The sequence below is a fragment of the Streptomyces sp. NPDC088745 genome, from assembly GCF_044751045.1.
GTDB classification, from domain to species: Bacteria; Actinomycetota; Actinomycetes; order Streptomycetales; family Streptomycetaceae; genus Streptomyces; species Streptomyces cremeus.
The window spans coordinates 100,407-122,402 of sequence record NZ_JBIVLB010000003.1; the positions used below are offsets into that span (position 1 = coordinate 100,407).

General features: G+C 73.1%; 17 protein-coding genes and 1 pseudogene. 11 read left to right on the top strand and 7 right to left on the bottom strand.

The window, feature by feature from the left end:
• Window positions 1-11: 11 nt before the first annotated feature.
• Window positions 12-752 (bottom strand): FadR/GntR family transcriptional regulator, encoded by a 741-nt coding sequence (locus ACIP93_RS09660; protein WP_401757164.1) that lies wholly within the window; start codon window positions 750-752, stop codon window positions 12-14.
• Window positions 753-976: 224 nt separating this feature from the next.
• Here ACIP93_RS09660 and ACIP93_RS09665 point away from each other — a divergent pair, with 224 nt between their 5' ends.
• From ACIP93_RS09665 to ACIP93_RS09700, 8 genes are all read left to right on the top strand, one after another.
• Window positions 977-2,086 carry a sugar ABC transporter substrate-binding protein gene (locus ACIP93_RS09665; RefSeq protein WP_380837015.1) on the top strand — a complete coding sequence of 370 codons (1,110 nt, stop codon included), beginning with the start codon at window positions 977-979 and terminating at the stop codon, window positions 2,084-2,086.
• A complete protein-coding gene (locus tag ACIP93_RS09670) occupies window positions 2,083-3,609 on the top strand; it encodes a sugar ABC transporter ATP-binding protein (protein WP_401757166.1) in 1,527 nt (508 codons plus the stop codon). The genes ACIP93_RS09665 and ACIP93_RS09670 overlap by 4 nt, the downstream gene beginning before the upstream one ends.
• Window positions 3,602-4,639: an ABC transporter permease gene (locus ACIP93_RS09675; RefSeq protein ID WP_401757168.1), complete on the top strand. Its 1,038-nt coding sequence runs from the start codon at window positions 3,602-3,604 to the stop codon at window positions 4,637-4,639. Before ACIP93_RS09670 ends, ACIP93_RS09675 begins: the two co-directional genes overlap by 8 nt.
• 288 nt (window positions 4,640-4,927) lie before the next feature.
• On the top strand, window positions 4,928-5,782 hold the full coding sequence (locus ACIP93_RS09680; protein ID WP_401757170.1) for a fumarylacetoacetate hydrolase family protein: 855 nt from the start codon (window positions 4,928-4,930) through the stop codon (window positions 5,780-5,782).
• A gap of 12 nt (window positions 5,783-5,794) precedes the next feature.
• Entirely contained in the window at window positions 5,795-7,153 is a 1,359-nt protein-coding gene (locus ACIP93_RS09685; RefSeq protein ID WP_401757172.1) for an L-fuconate dehydratase, read from the top strand.
• Entirely contained in the window at window positions 7,150-7,905 is a 756-nt protein-coding gene (locus ACIP93_RS09690; RefSeq protein WP_345223180.1) for an SDR family oxidoreductase, read from the top strand. The genes ACIP93_RS09685 and ACIP93_RS09690 overlap by 4 nt, the downstream gene beginning before the upstream one ends.
• Window positions 7,902-8,879, top strand: a complete 978-nt coding sequence (locus ACIP93_RS09695; protein ID WP_345223181.1) for an aldo/keto reductase — start codon at window positions 7,902-7,904, stop codon at window positions 8,877-8,879. Before ACIP93_RS09690 ends, ACIP93_RS09695 begins: the two co-directional genes overlap by 4 nt.
• Window positions 8,880-8,949: 70 nt before the next feature.
• Window positions 8,950-9,798: an amidohydrolase family protein gene (locus tag ACIP93_RS09700; RefSeq protein WP_401757175.1), complete on the top strand. Its 849-nt coding sequence runs from the start codon at window positions 8,950-8,952 to the stop codon at window positions 9,796-9,798.
• A gap of 147 nt (window positions 9,799-9,945) precedes the next feature.
• On the opposite strand, the gene ACIP93_RS09705 is transcribed toward ACIP93_RS09700, so the two are convergent.
• The 3 genes and pseudogenes from ACIP93_RS09705 to ACIP93_RS09715 all read right to left on the bottom strand — a co-directional run bounded on the left by ACIP93_RS09705 (window position 9,946) and on the right by ACIP93_RS09715 (window position 13,658).
• Entirely contained in the window at window positions 9,946-11,583 is a 1,638-nt protein-coding gene (locus tag ACIP93_RS09705; RefSeq protein WP_401757177.1) for a GAF domain-containing protein, read from the bottom strand.
• 314 nt (window positions 11,584-11,897) lie between these two features.
• Window positions 11,898-12,926: pseudogene (locus ACIP93_RS09710) on the bottom strand (rod shape-determining protein); the annotation flags it as partial.
• Between the two features lie 138 nt (window positions 12,927-13,064).
• Window positions 13,065-13,658 carry a hypothetical protein gene (locus ACIP93_RS09715; protein ID WP_401757179.1) on the bottom strand — a complete coding sequence of 198 codons (594 nt, stop codon included), beginning with the start codon at window positions 13,656-13,658 and terminating at the stop codon, window positions 13,065-13,067.
• A 96-nt stretch (window positions 13,659-13,754) separates the two neighbouring features.
• Between ACIP93_RS09715 and ACIP93_RS09720 the strand changes: the two genes are divergently transcribed.
• Both ACIP93_RS09720 and ACIP93_RS09725 read left to right on the top strand, forming a co-directional pair.
• The gene (locus ACIP93_RS09720) at window positions 13,755-14,774 is read left to right on the top strand and encodes an NADP-dependent oxidoreductase (RefSeq protein ID WP_345223184.1); all 1,020 of its coding nucleotides are present in this window, start codon (window positions 13,755-13,757) and stop codon (window positions 14,772-14,774) included.
• A 91-nt stretch (window positions 14,775-14,865) separates the two neighbouring features.
• A complete protein-coding gene (locus ACIP93_RS09725) occupies window positions 14,866-15,294 on the top strand; it encodes an organic hydroperoxide resistance protein (RefSeq protein WP_345223185.1) in 429 nt (142 codons plus the stop codon).
• A gap of 591 nt (window positions 15,295-15,885) precedes the next feature.
• On the opposite strand, the gene ACIP93_RS09730 is transcribed toward ACIP93_RS09725, so the two are convergent.
• The 3 genes from ACIP93_RS09730 to ACIP93_RS09740 form a co-directional block, all read right to left on the bottom strand.
• Window positions 15,886-17,046 carry a serine hydrolase domain-containing protein gene (locus tag ACIP93_RS09730; RefSeq protein ID WP_401757921.1) on the bottom strand — a complete coding sequence of 387 codons (1,161 nt, stop codon included), beginning with the start codon at window positions 17,044-17,046 and terminating at the stop codon, window positions 15,886-15,888.
• Between the two features lie 143 nt (window positions 17,047-17,189).
• On the bottom strand, window positions 17,190-19,775 hold the full coding sequence (locus tag ACIP93_RS09735) for a M14 family zinc carboxypeptidase (RefSeq protein WP_401757182.1): 2,586 nt from the start codon (window positions 19,773-19,775) through the stop codon (window positions 17,190-17,192).
• Between the two features lie 99 nt (window positions 19,776-19,874).
• Window positions 19,875-20,966, bottom strand: a complete 1,092-nt coding sequence (locus ACIP93_RS09740; protein ID WP_401757184.1) for a hypothetical protein — start codon at window positions 20,964-20,966, stop codon at window positions 19,875-19,877.
• A gap of 136 nt (window positions 20,967-21,102) precedes the next feature.
• Here ACIP93_RS09740 and ACIP93_RS09745 point away from each other — a divergent pair, with 136 nt between their 5' ends.
• Window positions 21,103-21,849, top strand: coding sequence for a DUF4253 domain-containing protein (locus ACIP93_RS09745; RefSeq protein ID WP_401757186.1), 747 nt, complete (start codon window positions 21,103-21,105; stop codon window positions 21,847-21,849).
• The last annotated feature ends 147 nt before the right edge of the window (window positions 21,850-21,996 follow it).

A 21,996-nucleotide genomic window follows, 5' to 3' on the forward strand; every position in this document is an offset into this window, starting at 1 on the left:
GCCCCGCGCCCTCACTCCTCCAACTGCCCCCGCAGCCACTCCTCCACCGCGCCCACGTGCGCCGCCGCCGCCGCCCTGGCCGCCTCCGGGTCGCGGTTCACCAGCGCCCGGTAGATCCGCGTGTGCTCCTCCCGGGTGCGGGGGAACGCGTCCGCCTCCTGGCGGCCCCGCCGCACCCTGGCCCGGAAGGTCCGTGACGACAGGCCCTCCACGATCGCGGCCAGCGCCTCGTTGCCCGCCGCCTGCGTGATCGTACGGTGGAACGCCATGTCGGCGGCAAGGAACTCCTCCGGGTCCTCCGCCTCCCGCATGGTGTCCAAGTGCACGGCGAGCTGCGCGAGTTGGGAGGCACTGATACGGGCCGCCGCCAGCGCCGTCGCCGAGGACTCCAGGATCCGGCGCACCTCCAGGAGTTCCGCCAGCCGGGGCTTGGGGGAGATCTCCGCGACCACCCCGAAGGTGTCCAGGAGGTCCCCGGCCTCCAGGTTCGTGACGTAGACGCCGGAGCCGTGCCGCGACTCCAGGATGCCGATGACCGTCAGCGCGCGGATCGCCTCGCGCATCGAGCTGCGGGAGATGCCCAGGTGCACGGCCAAATCCCGCTCGGTGGGCAGGCGTTGGCCCGGGGTCAGGTTACCCTCAGTGATCATGGCCTTGATGGCCTCGATCGCCCGCTGGGTGACCGAGCCGCCCTTCAGCGGCGCGGTGTCCGCATCCGGCTCGGGAACGGTCTCGGGTGGGGTCGTGGCCATGGGGCTCCTCCGGCTTCGACGGTGCTTCGCAAGGGTGGCGGGCGCGGCGCAGTTTATCCAGCCCACTGTGCCCGATCGGCCAAGTCATCGGACCAATTCGCCAGTTGTTCAGGAAAAATACGCCCAGAGGGGTGTTGGAGCACCTGAAAGGTCTGATAAATATTCGGCGCGCGCACTCCGTTCGTTGGAGAACGGGATTCGATCAAGAGCCGAGGAGCCGCCAGATGGCCGGCAGCAGGAGCAGGGCAGTGAACAGAGCGAACAGCGGGACGACGAACGGGCCTTCGGCCGCCACCACCCGGACGCGGACGGTACGGGTGGCCGCTCTCGCGGCCTGCGCCGCCCTCGCGCTCAGCGCGTGCGGAAGCACCAAGGGCGCCGGCGCTTCGGGCGCCGGCGGCGAGGGCAAGGTCGGCGTCATCCTGCCCCTGCTGACCTCCCCGTTCTGGCAGTCGTACAACGACTACCTGCCGAAGATGGCGAAGGAGGAGAAGGTCGACGCGCTGAAGTCGGTCAACTCCAACTCCGACCCGGCGCAGCAGATCACCGACATGAACAACCAGCTCAACCAGGGCGTGAAGGGCATCGTCGTCGCCCCGCTCGACAGCGCCGCGATAGCCGCCGGCCTCGACCAGGCCGAGCGCAAGGGCGTCCCCGTGGTCGCCGTCGACGTCGCCCCCGAGAAGGGCAAGGTCGCCATGGTCGTGCGGGCGAACAACGTCGCGTACGGGCAGAAGGCCTGCGAGTTCCTCGGGGAGAAGGTCAAGACCGGCAAGGTCGTCCAGATCATGGGCGATCTGGCCTCGGTCAACGGCCGTGAGCGCTCCGAGGCGTTCCGGGCCTGCGCCAAGAAGAAGTACCCCTCCCTGAAGGTCCTGGAGATCCCGGCCAAGTGGGAGTCCGACGCGGCGGCCGCCCAACTGGACACCGTGCTCAACCAGAACCCCGACGTGAAGGGCATCTACTTGCAGGCGGGCGGCGTCTACCTCGCGCCGACCCTGCAGACCCTGAAGTCGAAGAAGCTCCTCAAGCCGGCCGGCGAGGAGGGGCACATCGCCATCGTCTCCAACGACGGCATCCCGCAGGAGTTCGAGGCCATCCGCAAGGGCGAGATCGACGCCACCGTCTCGCAGCCCGCGGACACCTACGCCAAGTACGGCATGTACTACATCAAGAAGGCGATGGCGGGCGAGACCTTCAAGGAGGGCCCGACCGACCACGGCTCCACGATCGTCCGGCACTGGAACGGCTCCCTGGAGGACCAGCTGCCCGCGCCGCTGGTGACGAAGGAGAACGTCGACGACAAGAAGCTCTGGGGCAACAACGTCAAGTGAGCGCCGTGACCCGCTCCGACGCCTCCGACCCGGTACCGCTGGTCGAGGCGTCAGGGATCACCAAGCGGTACGGTCCCACGACCGCTCTGCAGGACGGCCGGCTGACCGTGATGCCGGGCGAGTCGCACGCACTGGTGGGGCGCAACGGTGCGGGCAAGTCCACCCTCGTGACCGTCCTCACCGGGCTCCAGGCCCCGGACGCGGGCACGCTCCGCTTCGACGGGGAGCCCGCTCCGGCGCTCTCCGACCGGGACGCGTGGCGGCGCAAGGTCGCCTGCGTGTACCAGAAGCCGACCGTCGTGCCCGAGCTGTCCGTCGCCGAGAACCTGTTCATCCACCGCCAGCCGACCGGCCCCGGCGGTGTCATCAGGTGGAAGCAACTGCACGCCCAGGCGCGCGAGTTGCTGGACACCTGGGACGTGCGGGTCGATCCCGGCGCGCGGACCGCCGACCTCAGGGTCGAGGACCGGCAGATGGTCGAGATCGCCCGCGCGCTGTCCTTCGGGGCCCGGTTCATCGTCCTCGACGAGCCGACCGCCCAGCTCGACAACAAGGAGATCGAACGGCTCTTCGCCCGGATGCGGACCCTCCAGGAGTCCGGGGTCACCTTCCTGTTCATCTCGCACCACCTCCAGGAGGTGTACGAGGTGTGCCAGGCGGTGACGGTCCTGCGGGACGCCCGCTGGATCACCACCGCCCCGGTCGCCGAACTGCCCCGCACCGCCCTGGTCGAGGCCATGGCGGGCGAGGCCGTGACGGTCGCCCGGGACGCCGCCCGCGCCGAGGTGCCCCGCGACGCCCCGGTGCGGCTGCAGGTCACCGGGCTCGGCTCGGCGGCGTACGAGGACATCGACCTGACCGTCCGCGAGGGCGAGGTCGTGGGGCTCGCCGGGACCAGCGGCAGCGGCAAGATCGAGCTGGCGGAGACCTTCGCCGGGCTGTACCGCCCGGAGCGCGGGATCGCCCGGCTCGACGGCCGGGAGCTGCCGTTCGGGGACGTGCCCGCCGCGCTGGCGGCGGGCGTGGGCTGTGTCCCGCGCGACCGGCACGACCAGGGCCTGGTCTCCGGCATGAGCATCGGCGACAACGCCACGATGAGCGTGCTGGACCGGCTCGGGTCGTACGGGTTCGTCGGTGCGGAGAAGAAGCGCGCGGTCGGCGAGGAGCTGATCGAGCGGCTCGACATCCACGCGGAGGGCCCGCACCAGCCCGTCTCCGACCTGTCCGGCGGCAACGCCCAGAAGGTCGTGATGGCCCGGGCGCTGGCCTCCGATCCCCGGCTCCTCGTCCTCATCAACCCCACGGCGGGTGTGGACGTGAAGTCCAAGGAGTCCCTCCTCGCGCGGATGGACAGCGCCCGCGAGGACGGCACGGCGGTGCTCGTCGTGTCCGACGAAATAGACGATCTGCGGCGCTGCGACCGCGTTCTGGTCCTCTTCCACGGGCGGGTCGTCGCCGACCACGCGGCCGGATGGAACGACCACGAGCTGATCGCATCCATCGAAGGAGTAGACCGTGGCTGACACGACAGCCTCGAAGGCGGCCGCGCACGCACGGGAGCCGGCGGGCACCCCCGCCGACCGGAAGAAGTCCCTGCTGCTGAGCCGGGCGCGCGAACTGGCGCTGCTGCCGGCCCTGCTGGTGCTCGTCCTCTTCGGCGCGCTGACCAACGACACCTTCTTCACCAGCGGCAACATCATCTCCATCCTGGGCGCGTCCGCCGCGCTCGCGATGGTGGTGCTGGCGGAGTCGCTGGTGCTGATCACCGGCAAGTTCGACCTGTCGCTGGAGTCGGTCGTGGGCATCGCGCCCGCGATGGGCGCGCTGCTGGTGCTGCCCGCGGTCAGTGCCGGGTTCGGCACGGAGCTGCCGGCGTTCGTCGGCATCCTGGTGATCCTGGTGGTCGGCGGACTCGTCGGGGCGTTCAACGGCGCGCTCGTCGTGAAGCTGAAGCTGAACGCGTTCATCGTGACGCTGGCCATGCTGATCGTGCTGCGCGGGCTGCTCGTCGGGGCGACCGAGGGCAAGACCCTCTTCGGCATGCCGGACGCCTTCTTCGCCCTGGCCACCTCGACCTTCCTCGGCATCCCGCTGTCGGTGTGGATCGCGGCCCTGTGCTTCGGCGCTGCGGGCTTCGTGCTCAAGTACCACCGGGTGGGCCGGGCGCTGTACGCGATCGGCGGCAACCCGGCGGCGGCGCGCGCGGCGGGCATCCGGGTGGACCGGGTCATGCTCGGGGTGTTCGTCACGGCCGGTGTGCTGGCCGCGCTCGGCGGGCTGATCCAGACCGGGTACGTCGGCGCGATCAACGCCAACCAGGGCCAGAACATGGTCTTCACGGTGATGGCCGCGGCCGTCATCGGCGGGATCAGCCTGGACGGCGGCAAGGGCACGATGTTCGGCGCGCTCACCGGTGTGCTGCTGCTGGGCGTCGTGCAGAACCTGCTCACCCTGGCCCAGGTGCCGTCCTTCTGGATCCAGGCCATCTACGGCGGCATCATCCTGATCGCGCTGATGATCGCCCGGGTGACCACGGGACGCGCCCAGGACTGATCCGGGGCCGGCCCCCGTCCGGGCCCGGGAGCGTTCGCGCCCGCGCCCGGGACCACCCGTGCCCGGGTTCGGGGCCCGTCCGCACGGTCCCGGGGCCGGCCCCCGGCCGGGGGACCGTACCCGGGACGGACGGCCGTGGTCCCTGGCGGCCGGACGGCCATCCGGTCCCGGGAGGCGGGACGCGGGACGCGTCGCGGAGCAGCCCGAGGCGTGTCCGCCCCCGTCCTTCCCCGCTCGCCCGCACCCCATTCGCCCACTCGCCCACCCCGAACGAGGAGTCCAACCGGCATGAAGTTCCAGCGACTTGGTGAGCGCGGCAGCGAGACGCCCGCCCTCCTCGCCGACGACGGCACCGTCCACGACCTCTCCGGCCTCACGTCCGACATCGACGGAGCGTTCCTCGCCTCCGGCGGCGTCGAGCGCGTCCGTGCCGCCCACGCGGCCGGTGAGCTGCCGCTCCTCGCCGGCGCCGCCGGCCTGCGGGTCGGAGCGCCCGTCGCCCGGCCCGGGAAGATCGTCTGCATCGGTCTCAACTACCGCGACCACGCCGAGGAGACCGGGGCCGCCGTCCCGCCCCGGCCCGTCGTCTTCATGAAGGACCCGGGCACCGTGGTCGGCCCGTACGACGAGGTGCTGATCCCGCGCGACTCCACCCGTACCGACTGGGAGGTGGAGCTCGGCGTCGTCATCGGCAGCCGCGCCCGCTACCTGGACGGGCCCCGGGAGGCCCTCGCCTGCATCGCCGGGTACGCGGTCAGCCACGACGTCTCCGAGCGCGAGTTCCAGCTCGACTTCTCCTCGCAGTGGGACCTCGGCAAGTCCTGCGAGACCTTCAACCCGCTCGGCCCCTGGCTCGTCACCGCCGACGAGATCGCCGACCCCCAGGACCTGTGCCTGCGGCTGTCCGTCAACGGCGTCGAGCGCCAGGACGGCCACACCGGCGACATGATCTTCGAAATCGCCGAGATCGTCGCGTACTTGAGCCGCTACATGGTGCTGGAGCCCGGCGACGTCATCAACACCGGCACCCCGGCCGGCGTCGCCCTGGGCCTGCCCGGAAATCCGTATCTGCGCGCCGGCGACTCCGTGGAGCTGTCCATCGACGGCCTCGGCAGCCAGCGCCAGACCTTCGCCCAGGCATGAGAGGCCTTCCTCGTGACCCCAACCACGGCTCGTATCACGGCAGTTGACACGTACGACATCCGCTTCCCCACCTCCCGCGAGCTCGACGGCTCCGACGCGATGAACCCGGACCCCGACTACTCCGCCGCGTATCTGATCCTGCGCACGGACGCCCCCGAGGGCCCCGGCAGGATCGAGGGGCACGGCTTCACCTTCACCATCGGGCGCGGCAACGACGTGCAGGTCGCCGCCATCGAGGCGCTCCGGCCCCATGTGATCGGCCGCTCCGTCGACGAACTGTGCGCCGACCCGGGCAGCCTGGGCCGGGCCCTCGTCGGTGACAGCCAGCTCCGCTGGCTGGGACCCGAGAAGGGGGTGATGCACATGGCGATCGGCGCGGTCGTCAACGCCGTCTGGGACCTCGCCGCCAAACGCGCCGAGAAGCCGCTCTGGAAGCTGCTCGCCGACGCCGATCCCGAGTGGCTCGTGGCGCAGATCGACTTCCGCTACATCGCCGACGTGCTGAGCCCCGCCGACGCCCTGCACCTGCTCCGTGCCGGCAAGCAGGGAGCCGCCGAACGCGAGGCGAAGCTCCGCGAGACCGGCTACCCCGGCTACACCACCTCGCCCGGCTGGCTCGGCTACTCCGACGAGAAGCTGACCCGCCTCGCCCAGGAGGCGGTCGCCGACGGCTTCACCCAGATCAAGCTGAAGGTGGGCGCCGACCTCGCCGACGACGTACGCCGCATGCGCACGGCGCGCGCCGCCGTGGGACCGGACATCCGCATCGCCATCGACGCCAACCAGCGCTGGAACGTCGGCGAGGCCATCGAGTGGACCCGGGCGCTGGGCGACTTCGACCCGTACTGGATCGAGGAGCCCACCAGTCCCGACGACGTCCTCGGCCACGCCGCCGTCCGCGAGGCCGTCGGCCCCGACATCAAGGTCGCGACCGGCGAGCACGTCCAGAACCGCATCATCTTCAAGCAGCTCCTCCAGGCGGGCGCGCTGGACGTCCTCCAGATCGACGCGGCGCGCGTCGGCGGTGTGGGCGAGAACCTGGCGATCCTGCTCCTCGCCGCCAAGTTCGGCGTCCCGGTCTGCCCGCACGCGGGCGGCGTGGGCCTGTGCGAGCTGGTGCAGCACCTGTCGATGTTCGACTACGTCGCGCTCACCGGCACCACCGAGGACCGGGTCATCGAGTACGTCGACCACCTCCACCAGCACTTCACCGACCCGGTCGTGATGCGCCGGGGCCACTACACGGCCCCCACCGCGCCCGGCTTCTCGGCGACCATGCACGCGGAGTCGATCGCCGAGTTCACCTATCCGGACGGCCGGTTCTGGGCCGCCGACCTGGCCGCACAGATCACCGAAGGGGCAGGGGCATGAGCGAGCTGGCAGGGCTGAGGGCGCTGGTCACGGGGGGCGCGTCGGGCATCGGCCTGGCCACCGCCCGGCTGCTGGCGGCACGGGGCGCGCAGGTGGCCGTACTGGATCTGGACCCCTCGGGGGCCCGGCCCCCGCTGCTCGGGTTCACGGCGGACGTCGCGGACGACGCCTCGGTACGGTCCGGGGTGGCGGCCGCGCTGGAAGCGCTGGGCGGACTGGACGTCCTGGTCAACAACGCGGGCATCGGGGCCGCCGGAACCGTCGAGGACAACGACGACGAGCAGTGGCACCGGGTGCTGGACGTCAACGTGGTCGGCATGGTCCGGGTGACCCGCGCGGCCCTGCCCGCGCTGCGCGCGTCGGCGCACGCGTCGATCGTCAACACCTGCTCGATCGCCGCCACCGCCGGGCTGCCCCAGCGCGCCCTGTACAGCGCGAGCAAGGGCGCGGTCCTGTCCCTGACCCTCGCGATGGCCGCCGACCACGTCCGGGAGGGGATACGCGTCAACTGCGTCAACCCCGGCACCGCGGACACCCCGTGGGTGGGCCGCCTGCTGGACGCGGCCGACGACCCGGAGGCGGAGCGCGCCGCGCTCAACGCCCGCCAGCCCATGGGCCGCCTGGTCGGCGCCGACGAGGTCGCCGCCGCGGTCGCCTACTTGGCGAGCCCGGCCGCCGGCTCGGTCACCGGCGCCTCGCTGGCCGTGGACGGCGGCATGCAGGGCCTGCGCCTGCGTCCGGAGGGCCGATGAGGACCCTGGGCGGCAGCAAGGTCGCGGTGAGCGCGCTCGGGTTCGGGGCGGCGACCCTCGGCAACCTCTTCCGGGAGGTCTCCGACGAGGACGCGCACGCCGCCGTGGACGCGGCCTGGGCGGCCGGGGTCCGTTACTTCGACACGGCCCCGCACTACGGCCTGGGCCTCTCCGAACGCCGCCTGGGGGAGGCCCTGCGCGGGCGCCCCAGGGACGCGTACACCCTGTCGACGAAGGCCGGCCGCCTCCTGGTGCCGGACGGTGCGGACGGTGCGGGTGGTTCCGGCGGCACGGACGAGGGTTTCGCGGTGGCCGCGGACCGCCGCCGGGTGTGGGACTTCAGCGCGGACGGGGTGCGCAGGTCCATCGAGGACAGCCTGACCCGGCTGGGCCTGGACCGGATCGACGTCGTCTACCTGCACGACGCCGACGAGTGCGGCGACGGCGGCGAACAGGCCCTGCGCGAGGCCTACCCCGCACTGGAGCGGATGCGGGCGGAGGGCACGGTCGGCGCGATCGGCGCGGGCATGAACCAGGTCGCCCCGCTGGAGCGCTACCTCCGGGAGACGGACGCCGACGTGCTGCTGTGCGCCGGCCGGTACAGCCTGCTGGACCAGCGGGCGGGGACGTCGTTGCTGCCGGAGGCGCTGCGGCGCGGCCGGAGCGTGGTGATCGGCGGGGTCTTCAACTCGGGGCTGCTGGCCGATCCGCAGCCGGGGGCGACGTACGACTACAAGGCGGCGTCCGTGGACCTGCTGGGCCGGGCCCTGCGCATCAAGGCCGTCGCGGAGGCCCACGGGGTCCCGCTGCGGGCCGCCGCCCTGAACTTCCCGTTCCGCCACCCGGCGGTGGCGAGCGTGCTGGTGGGGATGCGGTCGGCGGCGGAGGCCGCGGACGCGGCGGCGATGCTGGCCGTCCGGGTGCCGGGGGAGCTGTGGGACGAGCTGCGGGAAGAGGGGCTGCTGACGCTGTGAGCACCGGTGCGGTGGACGGGCGGATCGGACGGGGGGCCGGTGTCGTGAGCGGGCGGGAGGTGCCGGTGCGGTGAGCGGGCGGATCGTGGACGCGCACCACCATGTGTGGGACCTGTCGGTACGGGACCAGGACTGGATCACCGGTCCCCGGCTGGCGCCCCTGCGGCGCGACTTCCTGGTGTCCGACCTGCTGCCGGAGGCCCGGGCGGCGGGCGTGGACGCGACGGTCCTGGTCCAGACGGTGACGGTCGCGGACGAGACCCCGGAGCTGCTGGCGCTGGCCGCCGCGCACGAGCTGATCGCGGGGGTGGTCGGGTGGACCGACCTCACCTCGGACGGCGTGGCCGACGAACTGGCCCGCCTGCGCGCGCTGCCCGGCGGCCCGGCGCTGGTGGGCGTCCGCCACCAGGTCCAGGCGGAGCCCGACCCGCGGTGGCTGCTGCGGGAGGACGTGGGCCGGGGCCTGGCGGCGGTGGCGGCCGCGGGACTGGCGTACGACCTGGTGGTCGTGCCCGGCCAGCTCGCCGCCGCGGCGGAGGCCGCGGCGGCGCACCCGGGCCTGACCTTCGTCCTGGACCACCTGGGCAAGCCGCCGATCGCGCGGGGCGGGCCCGAGCCGTGGGCCGCGCTGGTGCGGGAGCTGGCGGCGCTGCCGAACGTGGTGTGCAAGCTGTCGGGGATGGTGGTGGAGGCGGACTGGGACCACTGGCGGACCGACGACCTGCGGCCGTACGCGGAGGTGGTGCTGGACGCCTTCGGTCCGGAGCGGCTGATGTACGGGTCGGACTGGCCGGTGTGCCGCCTGGCCGCCACCTACGCACAAGTGCTGGACGTGGCGCGGGAGTTGACGGCGGGCCTGTCGGACGCCGAGCGGGCGCAGGTGTTCGGCGGAACGGCGGCCAGGGTGTACGGGGTGTAGCCGCAGCCGGCCCTGCGGCAGCGGCCAGGCGATCTGCGCCGCGTACACCGCCGACCGGATTTCGCGGCGGGGACCCGGCCGCGCGGCGGAGGGCGCGGCAGGAACCCGGCCGTGCGGCGGAGGGCGCGGCGGGAGCGGGGGCGCCGCTCACCGCAGCGGGGCCTGCCAGCTCACCACGGTCTCCGCCCGCCCGCCCTGGCTCTCGCCCGCGTCCGAGCCCTGCCGCTCCCCGGCCTCCCGCTCCCCGCCCTCCCGCTCCCCGTCGTCGCGCACCGTCAGCCGTACGCCGTCGCGCCCGTCCGGGAGGTGTGCCGTCGCGTCCACGCGGACCTGCACGGAGGTGACGCCCGCACGCCGGTGCGCGGCGGCCAGCGCCCCGCGCAGGGCCGCGATCAGTTGTTTCGCCACCGGTTCGGGGACCACCGCGTCGACGGCCCCCTCGAAGTGCACGGACGGCGCGAACCCGAGCAGCGCGCCCGCGCCGGCCGTCTCCCGCAGCACCCTGCCCCGTACGGTCGTCGGCGCGTCGGCGGGGGGCTGCTGGAGGGCGAAGATCGCGGTGCGGACCTCCTGGATGGTGGAGTCCAGCTCGTCGACGGCCCGTGCGAGCAGCTCGTCCATGCCGGGGGCCGCGGACGCGGCGTTCGCCGCCCGCCGCCGGGTCGACTCCAGCATCATCTCCGTCGCGAACAGGCGTTGTACGACCAGGTCGTGCAGGTCGCGGGCGATCCGGTCCCGGTCCTCGAAGACCGCCAGGCGCTCCCGGGCCTCGCGTCCGTCGGCCAGCACCATCGCGAGCGCGGCCTGCGAGGCGAACTGGGTGGCGAGCAGCCGCTCGACCGCCGTGTACGGCACGTCGCCGCGGCGGCGGGGCAGGGCGAGCGTCCCGATGAGCCGGCCGCCGCTCTGCAGGGGCAGCAGCATGCTGGGGCCGAAACGGGACCGCACGGCCGTCGTCATCCGGTCGTCCGTCGCCGAGTCCTCCACGAACACCGGCTCGCCGCCCAGGAGTTGGGTGAGCACCGGGCTGCCGGGCTCGATCGCGGTGCCGAGCAGGTCGGCCGCGTCGTCGCCGGGCCCGGTGGCCGCGGCGACGATCTCCATGCCGGCGTCCGCGGTCGGCTGGAGGACGATTCCGGCCGCCGCGCCGGACAGCAGGCGGGCCTTGTCGGCGACGGTCATGAGCGGGTCCTCGGCGCTCCCGCCGTGCAGCAGGGCGGTGGTGACGGCGGCGGCGCCCTCGATCCAGTGCTCGCGCAGCCGGGCCGTCTCGTACAGGCGGGCGTTGCCGATGGCGATGCCGGCCTGCGCGGCGAGGACGCGCAGCAGCGAGAGGTCGTCGGGTGTGAAGGGGGCGCCGTCCTGCTTCTCGGTCAGGTACAGGTTGCCGAAGACCTGGGCGTCCACCCGGACCGGCACCCCGACGAAGGTGTCCATCGCCGGATGCCCAGCGGGGAAGCCCACCGAGCGGATGTCGGCGCGGACGCTCGGCACGAGCAGCGGGCGTGGTTCCCGGACCAGCGCGCCCAGCAGGCCGCTGTGCCCGTCCGGCAGCCGTCCGATCCGCTCGCGGGCCGCCGCGTCCAGGCCCGCCGTGTACAGGTCGGTGACGCGGGTCCGCTCGGCGTCGAGCACACCGAGGGCGCCGTACCTCGCCCCGGTGAGCTCCACGGCCGAGTCCACCAGGTGCTGGAGGGTGCCGCGCAGCTCCAGGTCCGTGCCCACGCCGAGCACCGCGTCGAGCAGCCGGGGCAGGCCGGGGGCCGTGCGTCCCTCTCGGTGCATGGCGGTCGGGTTCCTTCGTGCCGGGTATGTGCCGATCTCGTACGACCCTAACCAGGCGGGGCGGCGGGCCGCAGCTTCCGGCGGCGACGGCGGACGTACTGCCCCGCGCCGGTCTTCCCGCGCCCTCTCGCACCCCGTCGGCCGTCACGCGGCCCCTATGTGGCGGGGCCGGCCTCCGGGGGCTGCTGGTCGGCCTGGGCGGCGGCATGGACGGGGGTCTGTTCGGCGGACTGGTCGGGAGACTGCCCGGCGGCCCGCGCCGAGGACTTGCGGGTCCACCTGTGCTCGCCCCTGCGCTCCGTCTTCGGCTGCGTCAGCGGGTCCAGGATCAACGGCTGGATCCGCCCCTCCAGCATCGCCCCGAGCCCCAGCACCGCGCACACGTCCGGCCGCTCCGCGATCTTCACCCGCATGCCCGTCGCGTCCCGCAGCATCTGGTCCAGGCCGGGCAGCAGGGCGCTGCCGCCGACCATCATGATGCCGCTCTCGCCGAGGTCGGCGACCAGGTCCGGCGGGCAGGTCCGCAGGATCTTCCCGATGCCGTCCAGGACGGCGGTCAGCGGGGTGTGGATGGCCCGCTGCACGGCCGCCGTGTCCACGTGCACCGAGCGGGGGAGCCCGGTCACCACGTCCCGCCCGTGGATCTCCGTCGACACCGGACCGCCCGCCGCCAGCCCGCTGGAACGCAGGGCCAGTTGCAGCGGACGCACCGACTGCGAGGGCAGCATCAGCTCGTGCGCCTGCCGCAGGTGCTGGACGACGGCGTGGTCGATGGCGTTGCCGCCGACGGGGATGCGCTCGGCGCCCACGATCGAGCCGAGCGAGAGCACCGCCACCTGGGTGGTGGCCGCCCCGCACACCATGATCATGGTCGCCCTGGGCTGCTCCACCGGGAGCCCGCAGCCGACGGCCGCCGCGATGAGGGTGTCCACCAGTTCCACGCGGCGGGCCCCGATCCCGGTGAGCGTCTCGACGGCGGCGCGCTGGGCGAGCGGGTCGGCGTCGTGCGGGGTGCAGGCGGCGGCCCGCAGGCCCGGCTTGCGGCGGAGCTGGCGGCGGAGCTTGTCGCCGAGCAGGCTGCGGAGCATCCGCCGGGCCATCTCGATGTCGACGACGGTGCCGCCGGAGACGGGGCGGACGACCCGGATGTAGTCGGGGGTGCGCCCGGTCATCTGCTCCGCGAAGGCGCCGACCGCGATGAGGGCGCCGGTGCGGGTGTTGACGGCGGCGCAGCTCGGTTCGTCGACCACGAGGCCGAGCCCCTTCACGAAGACCCGGGTTCTGGAGGCCCCCAGATCGACGGCGACATGGCAACGGCGCAACTGCTCAAGGCTGACGGTCATAGTCGCATCGTGCGGGGTGCGCGCGGTGGGCGCGCGCTGGGCTGCGCCGCACGGGGTACGGGAACTGACGCCGCGCCAGAATCTTCCGGTACGTCAGGAACCCGGCCCCTCACCCCGCCGACCGCGGGCTCCCGGGGTCTACGGCGTCTCCCGCAGCCCCTGGAAGAGGCCCCAGCAGAACTCCGCCACCCGGGCCGTGCCGTCCGGCAGGGTGAGCGACAGGCGGGCCCGGTGGGGGGCGCCGCCGTCGAGCATCCGTACCGGACCGAAGGCCGCGAAGGCCCGGGCCACCTCGTCCACCGTCGCCGACCAGGGCGCCAGGTCGTCGGCCGAGCCCAGCGAGGGCCCCGGCGCGTCCGGCGCCCGCACCAGCCACTCGTTCCACGCCGTCCCGTCCGGCCCCGTGACCACCTCCAGCCGCAGGTCGGGCCAGAGCGGCACCCGCCACTGGTGCGCCTCGCACTCCAGGTCCCCCACCGTGCGCCGCACCACCGCCGCCGGCGGTCCCAGCACCGACCGGTAGCGGTTCACCGCCCCGCGTGCCCGGGGCGAGCGGACCATCGCCTGCCAGCGGCGATTGACCTCCCGCATCGCGGTGAGGCTCACTCCCATCGCGATCCGGGCGTCCTCCGCCAGCCCCGGCTGGTGGTCGGCCATCCGCCGCAACAAAACGAGCTGGAACTCCCGGGGCCCCAGCGCTCCGCCCGCCCCGCCGGCCGCGACACCCACCATGACCCACCTCACTTACTTGACAATCTCAATCATTGAGGAGCAAGGTTCTTCCAGATACTAAAGTTTCCCCGCGTCGATCCGGAGGCCGCACCCGTCATGACCACTCTCCCCACCACCGGCCGCGCCTGGCACCTCGTACGCCGCCCGAACGGCTGGCCGGTCCCGGAGGACTTCGCGCTCGTCGAGACCCCGGTCACCGAGCCCGCCCCCGGCCGGGTCCTCGTCCGGAACCTCTACCTCTCCGTCGACCCGTACATGCGCGGCCGCATGAACGACGTGAAGTCCTACGTCCCGCCCTTCCAGCTCGACGAGCCGATGACCGGCGGCGCGGTCGGCGAGGTCATCGCCTCGGCGGACGAGCGCTTCGCCGTCGGCGACCACGTCCTGCACGACCTGGGCTGGCGCGAGTACGCGGACCTGAAGGCGGACTACGCCACCAAGGTCTCCGCCGAGCTCGCCCCCCTCTCCACCTACCTCGGCGTCCTCGGCATGCCGGGCCTGACCGCCTACGCGGGACTCTTCGAGGTGGCCTCCTTCAAGGAGGGCGACACCGTCTTCGTCTCCGGCGCGGCGGGCGCGGTCGGCAGCCAGGTGGGCCAGATGGCCAAGCTGCGCGGCGCCAAGCGCGTGGTCGGCTCCGCGGGCTCCGCCGACAAGATCAAGCTCCTCACCGAGGAGTACGGCTTCGACGCCGCCTTCAACTACAAGGACGACGCCCCCGTCGTCGAGCAGCTCCGCGAGACCGCCCCCGAGGGCATCGACGTCTACTTCGACAACGTCGGCGGCGAGCACCTGGAGGCGGCCATCTCCTCCCTCACCGTGCACGGCCGGGCCACCCTGTGCGGTGCGATCTCCGGCTACAACGAGACGGAGCCGGTCCCGGGCCCGCGCAACATGATGGCGATCATCGGCAAGCGCCTGCGGCTCCAGGGCATCCTGGTCGCCGACCACGCCGACCTCCAGCCGAAGTTCGTCGAGGAGGTCTCCGCGTGGATCCGCTCGGGCGAGCTGAAGTACCACGAGACCACCGTCGAGGGCATCGACCACAACGTCGACGCGTTCCTCGGCATGCTGCGCGGCGAGAACACCGGAAAGATGATCGTTTCCCTGGTCTGAGGTCCGGACACACGAACCGATAGAGTCCGCGTACACCGTCACGGCGCGTGGGCGCGAGCCGCTGGCGAACCAAGCAGGAGGATCAACCCGTATGTCCATCCAGAAGATCGACGTCAAGTACACCGCTGTCGCCACCGCGGAGAACGGCCGCGACGGCCGGGTCGCCACGGACGACGGCAAGCTGGACGTAGTGGTCAACCCGCCGAAGGAGATGGGCGGCAGCGGCGCGGGCACCAACCCGGAGCAGCTCTTCGCCGCCGGCTACAGCGCCTGCTTCCAGGGCGCGCTCGGCGTGGTGGCCCGCAAGGAGAAGGTCGACATCACCGGCTCGACCGTCACCGCGAAGGTCGGCATCGGCTCGACCGAGGCGGGCGGCTTCGGCCTGGAGGTCGCGATCTCGGCCTCCATCCCGAACGTGGACGAGGCCACCGCGAAGTCCCTGGTCGAGAAGGCCCACGAGGTCTGCCCGTACTCCAGCGCCACCCGCGGCAACATCAAGGTCGAGCTGTCCGTCGCCTGATGCGCTAGCCGTACGCGAAGAGGGGCCGCACTCCGTGGAGTGCGGCCCCTCTTCCGTGCCCTTGCCGGGCGCGACCGGTCCGTTCCCCGTCGGGACGGGGGGCTGTGCTTGATCTGCGGCTCCGCGGCACGGGCGTGACCGGTCCGTTCCCCGTCAGGGCGCGGGGCTGTGCACATTTGCGGCTCCGCGGCACGGGCGTGACCGGTCCGTTCCCCGTCAGGGCGCGGGGCTGTGCACATTTGCGGCTCCGCCGCGCGGGCGCGACCGGTCCGTTCCCCGCATCAGGGGCGCGGGGAACTGCGCGACCAGCCATGACGCATCCGCACGGGAACCGTGCATGCCCCCGCGGGTCCAGGTGAAGGGGCGGGGCCGGGGACACCTCGCGCAAGCGCATCCCCGCCGCACCCACCGGGTAGACCTCAAGCCCCCGGGGCCCCCGGCAAGCCCCCACCGAACGACCCCGTGACCCGGCACAGAGCCTTCCCCGCAGGGCCCCCGGCCCCGGAGAAAGGCCCCCGGGCCTCGGAGAGAAGCCCCCGGGCCTCGGAGAGAAGCCCCCGGGCCCCCGGAGAGAAGCCTCCCGGCCCCCGCCTACGCGGAAGCCGCCCTCACCACCGCCCTCACCAACCGCACGTTCTCCGCCCCCGCCCCGCCCGGATACGCCACCCGCCTCCGGTTGTACCCGTACGCGATCCGCTGCCGGGGATCGGCGAACGCCACCGCCCCCGCCGCCCCGCTGTGCCCGATCGACCCCTGCCCCAGCACCGGGTACTTGTCCTCGGACATCGCCTGGAACCCCACCGCGAACACCGACCGGCTCGCGGGCCCCCCGACCAGGTCGACCCCGTCGGACTGGATCTGCCCGAACTCGGCCAGCGTCCGCGCCGACAGCAGCGCCCCCCGCTCCACCCCGTCCCCGAGGACCGCCCGGTACATCCCCGCGATGCCGCGCGCCGAGCCGACCCCGCCCGCCGACAGCTGCCCGTTCGCCCGCAGGGCGTAGGAGTTGCCCGCCTCCACCAGGTCCGTCGGCTTCTCGGCGTTCAGGTTGAAGGCGATCCCGCCGAGCGAGTGCGCACCGACCGGGTCGGCGTCGATCTCCGCCTGCTGCGCGGGCGTCGGCGTCATCGGCAGCGTGTCCAGCACCCGGTGCGCCTCCGCGTCCGGCAGCCCGACGAAGAAGTCGAGCCCGTACGGCGCCCGCACCCGCTCCTCGTAGATCTCCCGCACCGACCGCCCGGTGACCCGCCGCACGACCTCGTCGGCGAGCGCCCCGACGACGAAGGCGTGGTACCCGACGGCCGTGCCGGGCCGCCAGTACGGCCGCTGCCCGGCGAGCCGCGCCGCGATCGCCCGGTCGTCGGCGAGTTCCTCCGCGGTGAACCCGGTGTCCGCGCCCACCACCCCCGCCCGGTGCGCGAGCAGTTCCCGCAGCGTCAGCCGGTCCTTCCCGTGCGCCCCGAACTCCGGCCAGTAGGAGGCGACCTCGCGGTCCAGCTCCAGCACCCCGTCCTGCACCAGCAGCGCCACCACCAGATACACGGCGCCCTTGGTGACGGAGTACACCGGAGTCAGCGAGTCCGCCCCGATTCCCGGGCCGCCCCACAGGTCCACGACCAGCTCGCCGCGCACGTACACGGCGAGCTGGGCGGAGTGGTCCGGCCCCTCGTCGGGGTCGGCGAGGGCGGCCGCGAACTCCTCGCGGACGCCCTCGTAACCTGCGGCGACGGTCCCCTCGACCTCGACCTCGATCCCGCTCATGCGGATCAACCCCCCGATGTCAGCGTTCTCTGCCTGCTTCTTCGCTTACTTGCTTGCAGAGAGATCAAGCACCCGCCGCCACGGGCTATTCCGCTGGTGACGACATTGCTCATGCCGCCCGCGCGATACGCCCGTTACGCCCCGGACGTCACATACAGAGCCCGCGCGACCTGCGCGAACTCTCCCTTCGGGTGCGCCCGGAACAACGGCTGCGTACCGAACAGCACCACCCGGCCGCCCTGTGCCGACCTCCCGGAGACGACCGCCGGCTGCCCCGCCGCGTCCTTCGGGCCGCCCGTGCCGTTCTCGTTCGCGCGCCAGTGCCCGGACACGAGCGGGTTCCCGCCCGCCTTCCCGTACGACTGGTCCACCCGCACACCCGTCCCCAGCCCGCTGAACCACAGCGGCGAGAAGACGAAGGTGTGCGCCGGCGCCCCGCCGGTCACCGCGCTGCCGGCCGCGTTGTCGACCCGTACGACACCGTTGGCGTCGCCGTTCCCCGCTACGGCGGTCGCCGCGAGCAGCTTCGCGTCGGCGTTGAACTTCGCTCCGGCGCCGCCGAGTCCGACGACCCCGTGCTCCTTCAGGAACGCGTCGAGCCCGGCCCGCGCCGCCGCGTTCAGCTTCCCGTACGCCAGGTCCGCCGATACGTACAGCGCGTCGACGCCCTTCCAGTCGAACCCGGCGTTGAGCACGCCCGTCGACACCGGCGTCACGTCGAAGCCCATCTCGCGCAGCGCGAACAGCTCACCGGACGACACCGCCGCCGCCACCCGGGTCCGCTCGACCGGCGCGACCCCCTGGGCCCGCGTCGTGTGGAACGCGACCCCGAACCGGTCCGCGAGCCGCACGGCCTGCCGGCGTGCCGAGCCCGGCACGACCGCCGTCCCGTCGGCGGCGCGCCGCACCCGCACGCCGTCGGCCAGCAGCGCGTTGAGGGCGCTGATCTCCTTGGGGTCGTCCAGCCGCAGCCGCAGGTCCCCCGCCGGGGCGACGTATCCGGTCCCGGAGGCGGCGTGCACGGTACGACGCGGAACGTCGACCGTGCCCCCCTTCGCGACCCGGTCCACGCTGGCACCCCACAGCAGTCCCAGGCTCCACCCGGAGATGTCGTACATCGCGGAGACGTCGGCGCTGATGTCACGCCCGTCGGCGAGGATTACGTTCGCCATCCCCCGCTTCGGCTGCTTCATGTCCACGACGTACGACCCGGCCGGGTAGCTCTTCCCACCGGCCCGGAAGGCGCGCAGTGCCCGCTCGACCCTGACGTCGTTGGCCACGAGGTGGTCGACGAGCCGCGCCGCCGCGACACCGGACCGCTGCCCCTCGCCGCCCGCCGGAATGACGTACGCGCTCGGGAACTCGGTCGTGTACACGTCCTCCGGGCCGATCCCCGGCACGCCCGGCACGGTCTCCTCCGACACGGGCACCTGTGCGGCGCCCGCCGCACCCCGCCGGAAGGTCTCGATCTGGTCGGCGATGAGAGAACTCCGGTGCGTGGCCGTGTAGTTGACGGCCGCCTTGATGGCCGCACCGGCGATGTCGGTGTTGATCGCCGAGCGCCGCCGCAGCTCGGCGACGGGCCGGCTGTCGTACTCCTCGTTGTTGACCTGGAGCGGAATCTCAATGGTGTGCGTGGCGACCGCACCCTGGAAGGGGAGGTACTGCGGGGTGAAGATGGGCGGCCAGTCGTCCCATCCCTCCTTCTGGTCCCGGAAGGGAATGACGGCCGGATCGACGCCGTCCTTCGCGGGCGTGTATCCGAGCGCGTTGACGGCGGCTTCCATTCCCAGCGCGTTCGCGTACGAGTTCTTCAGGAAGAGGTCGTACTCGTAGTTCTCGCCGTGCGGGGGAGTGGTGGGCTCGATCAGGGTCCCGTTCACGTACCCGTGCAGGTCCAGCATGACGGCGGGCTGCTTGTCGATGGCGATCTGCCGGATGGCACGGGCCTCGGGCTGGGTGGCGGTGATGAAGTCGCGGTTGATGTCGAACCCGTTGGAGTTCGCCCGTGTCCCGGCTATGCGGCCGTCCGGATTGGCCGTGACGTTGAAGTACAGCCGGTTCTCGTCCAGCAGCTTCCGCGTTTTCGCGTCCTTCGCGGAAGCGAGCTCGGAGATGAGCTTCAGGGACGCGTCCGTCCCCTCCCACTCGTTCCCGTGGATGTTGTTGTTGACGAACAACGGCGTCTTGTATTCCGCCTTGATCTCCCGGTCCTTGGCCGCCTTCGCCGGGGAGTTCTCGATGAGTTCCCGCATCCGCTCCTGCCGCCCGGCCTCCCGCCGGCTCTCCGGGGCGGTGACGGTCACCAGGTACAGGTCGTGCCCGCCGGCCGACTTCCCGGCCAGCTCGACGCTCACCCGGTCGCTCTGCTGCTGGAGCCGGTTCAGCTTCGGGGCGATCGCGTGGTACGGCGTGAGCCCCAGCTTGATCGACTTGTCCGCCGGATCGGCGGCGGGCTCCTTCAGCCGGGTCCGCCGGGGGAACCCGTCGGTCCGCCCGCCGTGCCGGACCCCGGTGTCCCCGAGCGCCCGCTCGGCGGCGCCCGCCCCGGTCCTGGCCGCGGGCCCCCGCAACTCCCGCTCCCGGTCGGTGCGTTCGTGCTTCGGCCCGTCGTCCTTCGGTCCGGGCACGGCCTGGGCGCCGGAGGCGGGGACGATCAGGGCGGCGCCCGCGAGGGCGGCGGTGGCGACGAGCACGGGTCTCGGTATGCGTACGGCCATGGATGTGCGTACCTCCGGGAAGGGCGGGTGATCGGTACGCAGGGGTCTACCGGCTGAACTCAGGTGACACAAGAGGGTCTTGGGGGCTCCCCCCGGCCTCTAGGAACGGACGGCGTTCCCGCAGGAGCCGTCCGCGCCCCTCCCGACGACGGGCCCGTTCCGGTCGTACGGGTCCGTGCCCGGCCCCTCGCCGCCGGCGTGCGGGCCGAACTCGGGCGCGAAGTAGCCGGTGGGACGGCGCCCGCAGCCGCCGTTGGTCATGTTCACCCGGTAGGACAGCACCGAGAAGGTTCCCGGCTCGGTCCGCACCTTCGCCGGATCGTCCCAACTGGCCACCACCTCACGGCGGACGACGACCCGCACGACCTCCCGGCTGTCGGCGGTCGTTCGGGTCACGGGATAGACGTACGTGACGTCGCTCGCCACCTCGACCGCCCCGCGCGGGCCCTCCCGGAGGGTCAGCTCCCCCCGCACCTTGACGACGTCGCCGACCAGCCGCACCGTGTCCGCGTCGAACCGGCTGAACAGCAGCAACGGATCGTTCTCCGCGTCCGGCTTCCGGAACGCCTGCCGCAGATAACGCGCCATGTCCGCCTGCTGCGGATTCACGAGCGCGACGGCCTTGTCGGGCCGCTTCCCGCGCAGGGTGTCGGCGTCGAGATTGGTCGCCACCAGGAAATCCCGCGTCTTCGCGAGCGCCTGCTCCACCTGCGCGGCAGTCATCCACCCGGTGGCCTTCGCCCGAGGCACGGAGATCCCGCGCACCCCGTCCTCCCACCGCTCGGCGGGCGATCCCCGGAACGGCTCCTCGACGGTCCCGCGCCGGGGCCGGGGCCCGGCACTGGACCCACCCCCACCCCCGCTCCCTTCCCCGGCGACGGCCTGTGCGGCGTCCCCGCCGAACCACCCGCCCACACTCCCGGGCACGAGCGCCACCCCCAGCAGTGCCAACGCCCCCACCAGCACCAGCGCATGCCACGCCCTGAACCGGCGGCGCGCCCTGCCAGGCGTGTGCGCCCGCCACGGCACGGCCTGCTGCGGCTGCTCCTGCAACCGCCGCGTCACCATCCGGGCCCGCGCGGAGGGCTCCTTGGGCGCACCCGGCACCCCGTTCACGGAGTCCCGGAGGAACCTCTCCCACTCCTCGTCCGGCACCGAAGACCCGCCGTCCGTACCCGCGCCCGTACCCACCGCTGCTGCTCCCCGCTGCCACGCACTCCCGCTCCGGTTCCCCCCAGGGCGGCCCACGGAATAATCACACAGCCCCCCATCCGTGTCCTCGCCCGCCCGGCACGCTTGTCGGTGCGGCGGGCTACAGTCCGCCCCCATGTTCCCATTGCCCGAAGGCCTGCCCCCGGGCCGCTTCGTACGCCACGCGGCCACCCCCGTCTGGATCTCGTCCACCCTCCCCGAGAACCCCGAAGCTCTCCGTTCCCTCCCGGGCCTGGTGCCGCTCCTCTGTCACCCCTACGCACTGGGCGGCCCGGTGGAGTTCGCCCACCTGCCGCTTGAGCAGACGCTGGCCGAGGCCTTCACGGAGTACCGCCGCAGACGCCTCCCCTGGTGGACGGCCCCCGGCCCCCGCCCCGCCCCGGACGGCACCGCCCCCCGGTCGCACGACCCGGGCCCGCCCTTCACCACCTGGCCGGGCCTGGCCCCGGGCACACCGCCGGACGGCCCGGCGCGGTACGACGCCGCCGCGCCCCTGCTCGCCACGCTCCTGCACGAGCACGGGCCGCCACTGGACGAAGCCCGCCTGCTCCTGGTGCCCGCCCACCGGGGCAGCGAGGCCCTGGCCCGGCTCGGCTGGGCCGCTGACGTGCCCCTTTCCCTCCTGTGCGCGCTCCTGCGGAGCTGGGAGGACCGCTTCGGGGCCCGCCTGGTGGCGGTCCTGGGCAGCGAGGTGCACATGGCGGTGGAAAGGCCCCCGAGGGACGGAAGGTGCGCTGAGCTGCTGGCCCTGGAACACGTCCTGTCGACCGCGTCCAGCGTCGTCGACGATCCGCCCATGCCCTTCTCGCAGTACGCGGCGGAGCTGGTGGGCCGGACGTCGTGGTCCTTCTGGTGGGATTGACCCGCAACGGGCGGGCGGGCGGCCCAGTGCGCTCCGACCTCCTTGCCGACGCCGACGGCCAACGGAGCGACGCCCCACCGCGCGGCCCCGCCGGCCCCGTCTCCGGCGCGCACGCGCCCTGGCACCGCCGTGCCCTCGGCCCCTGCG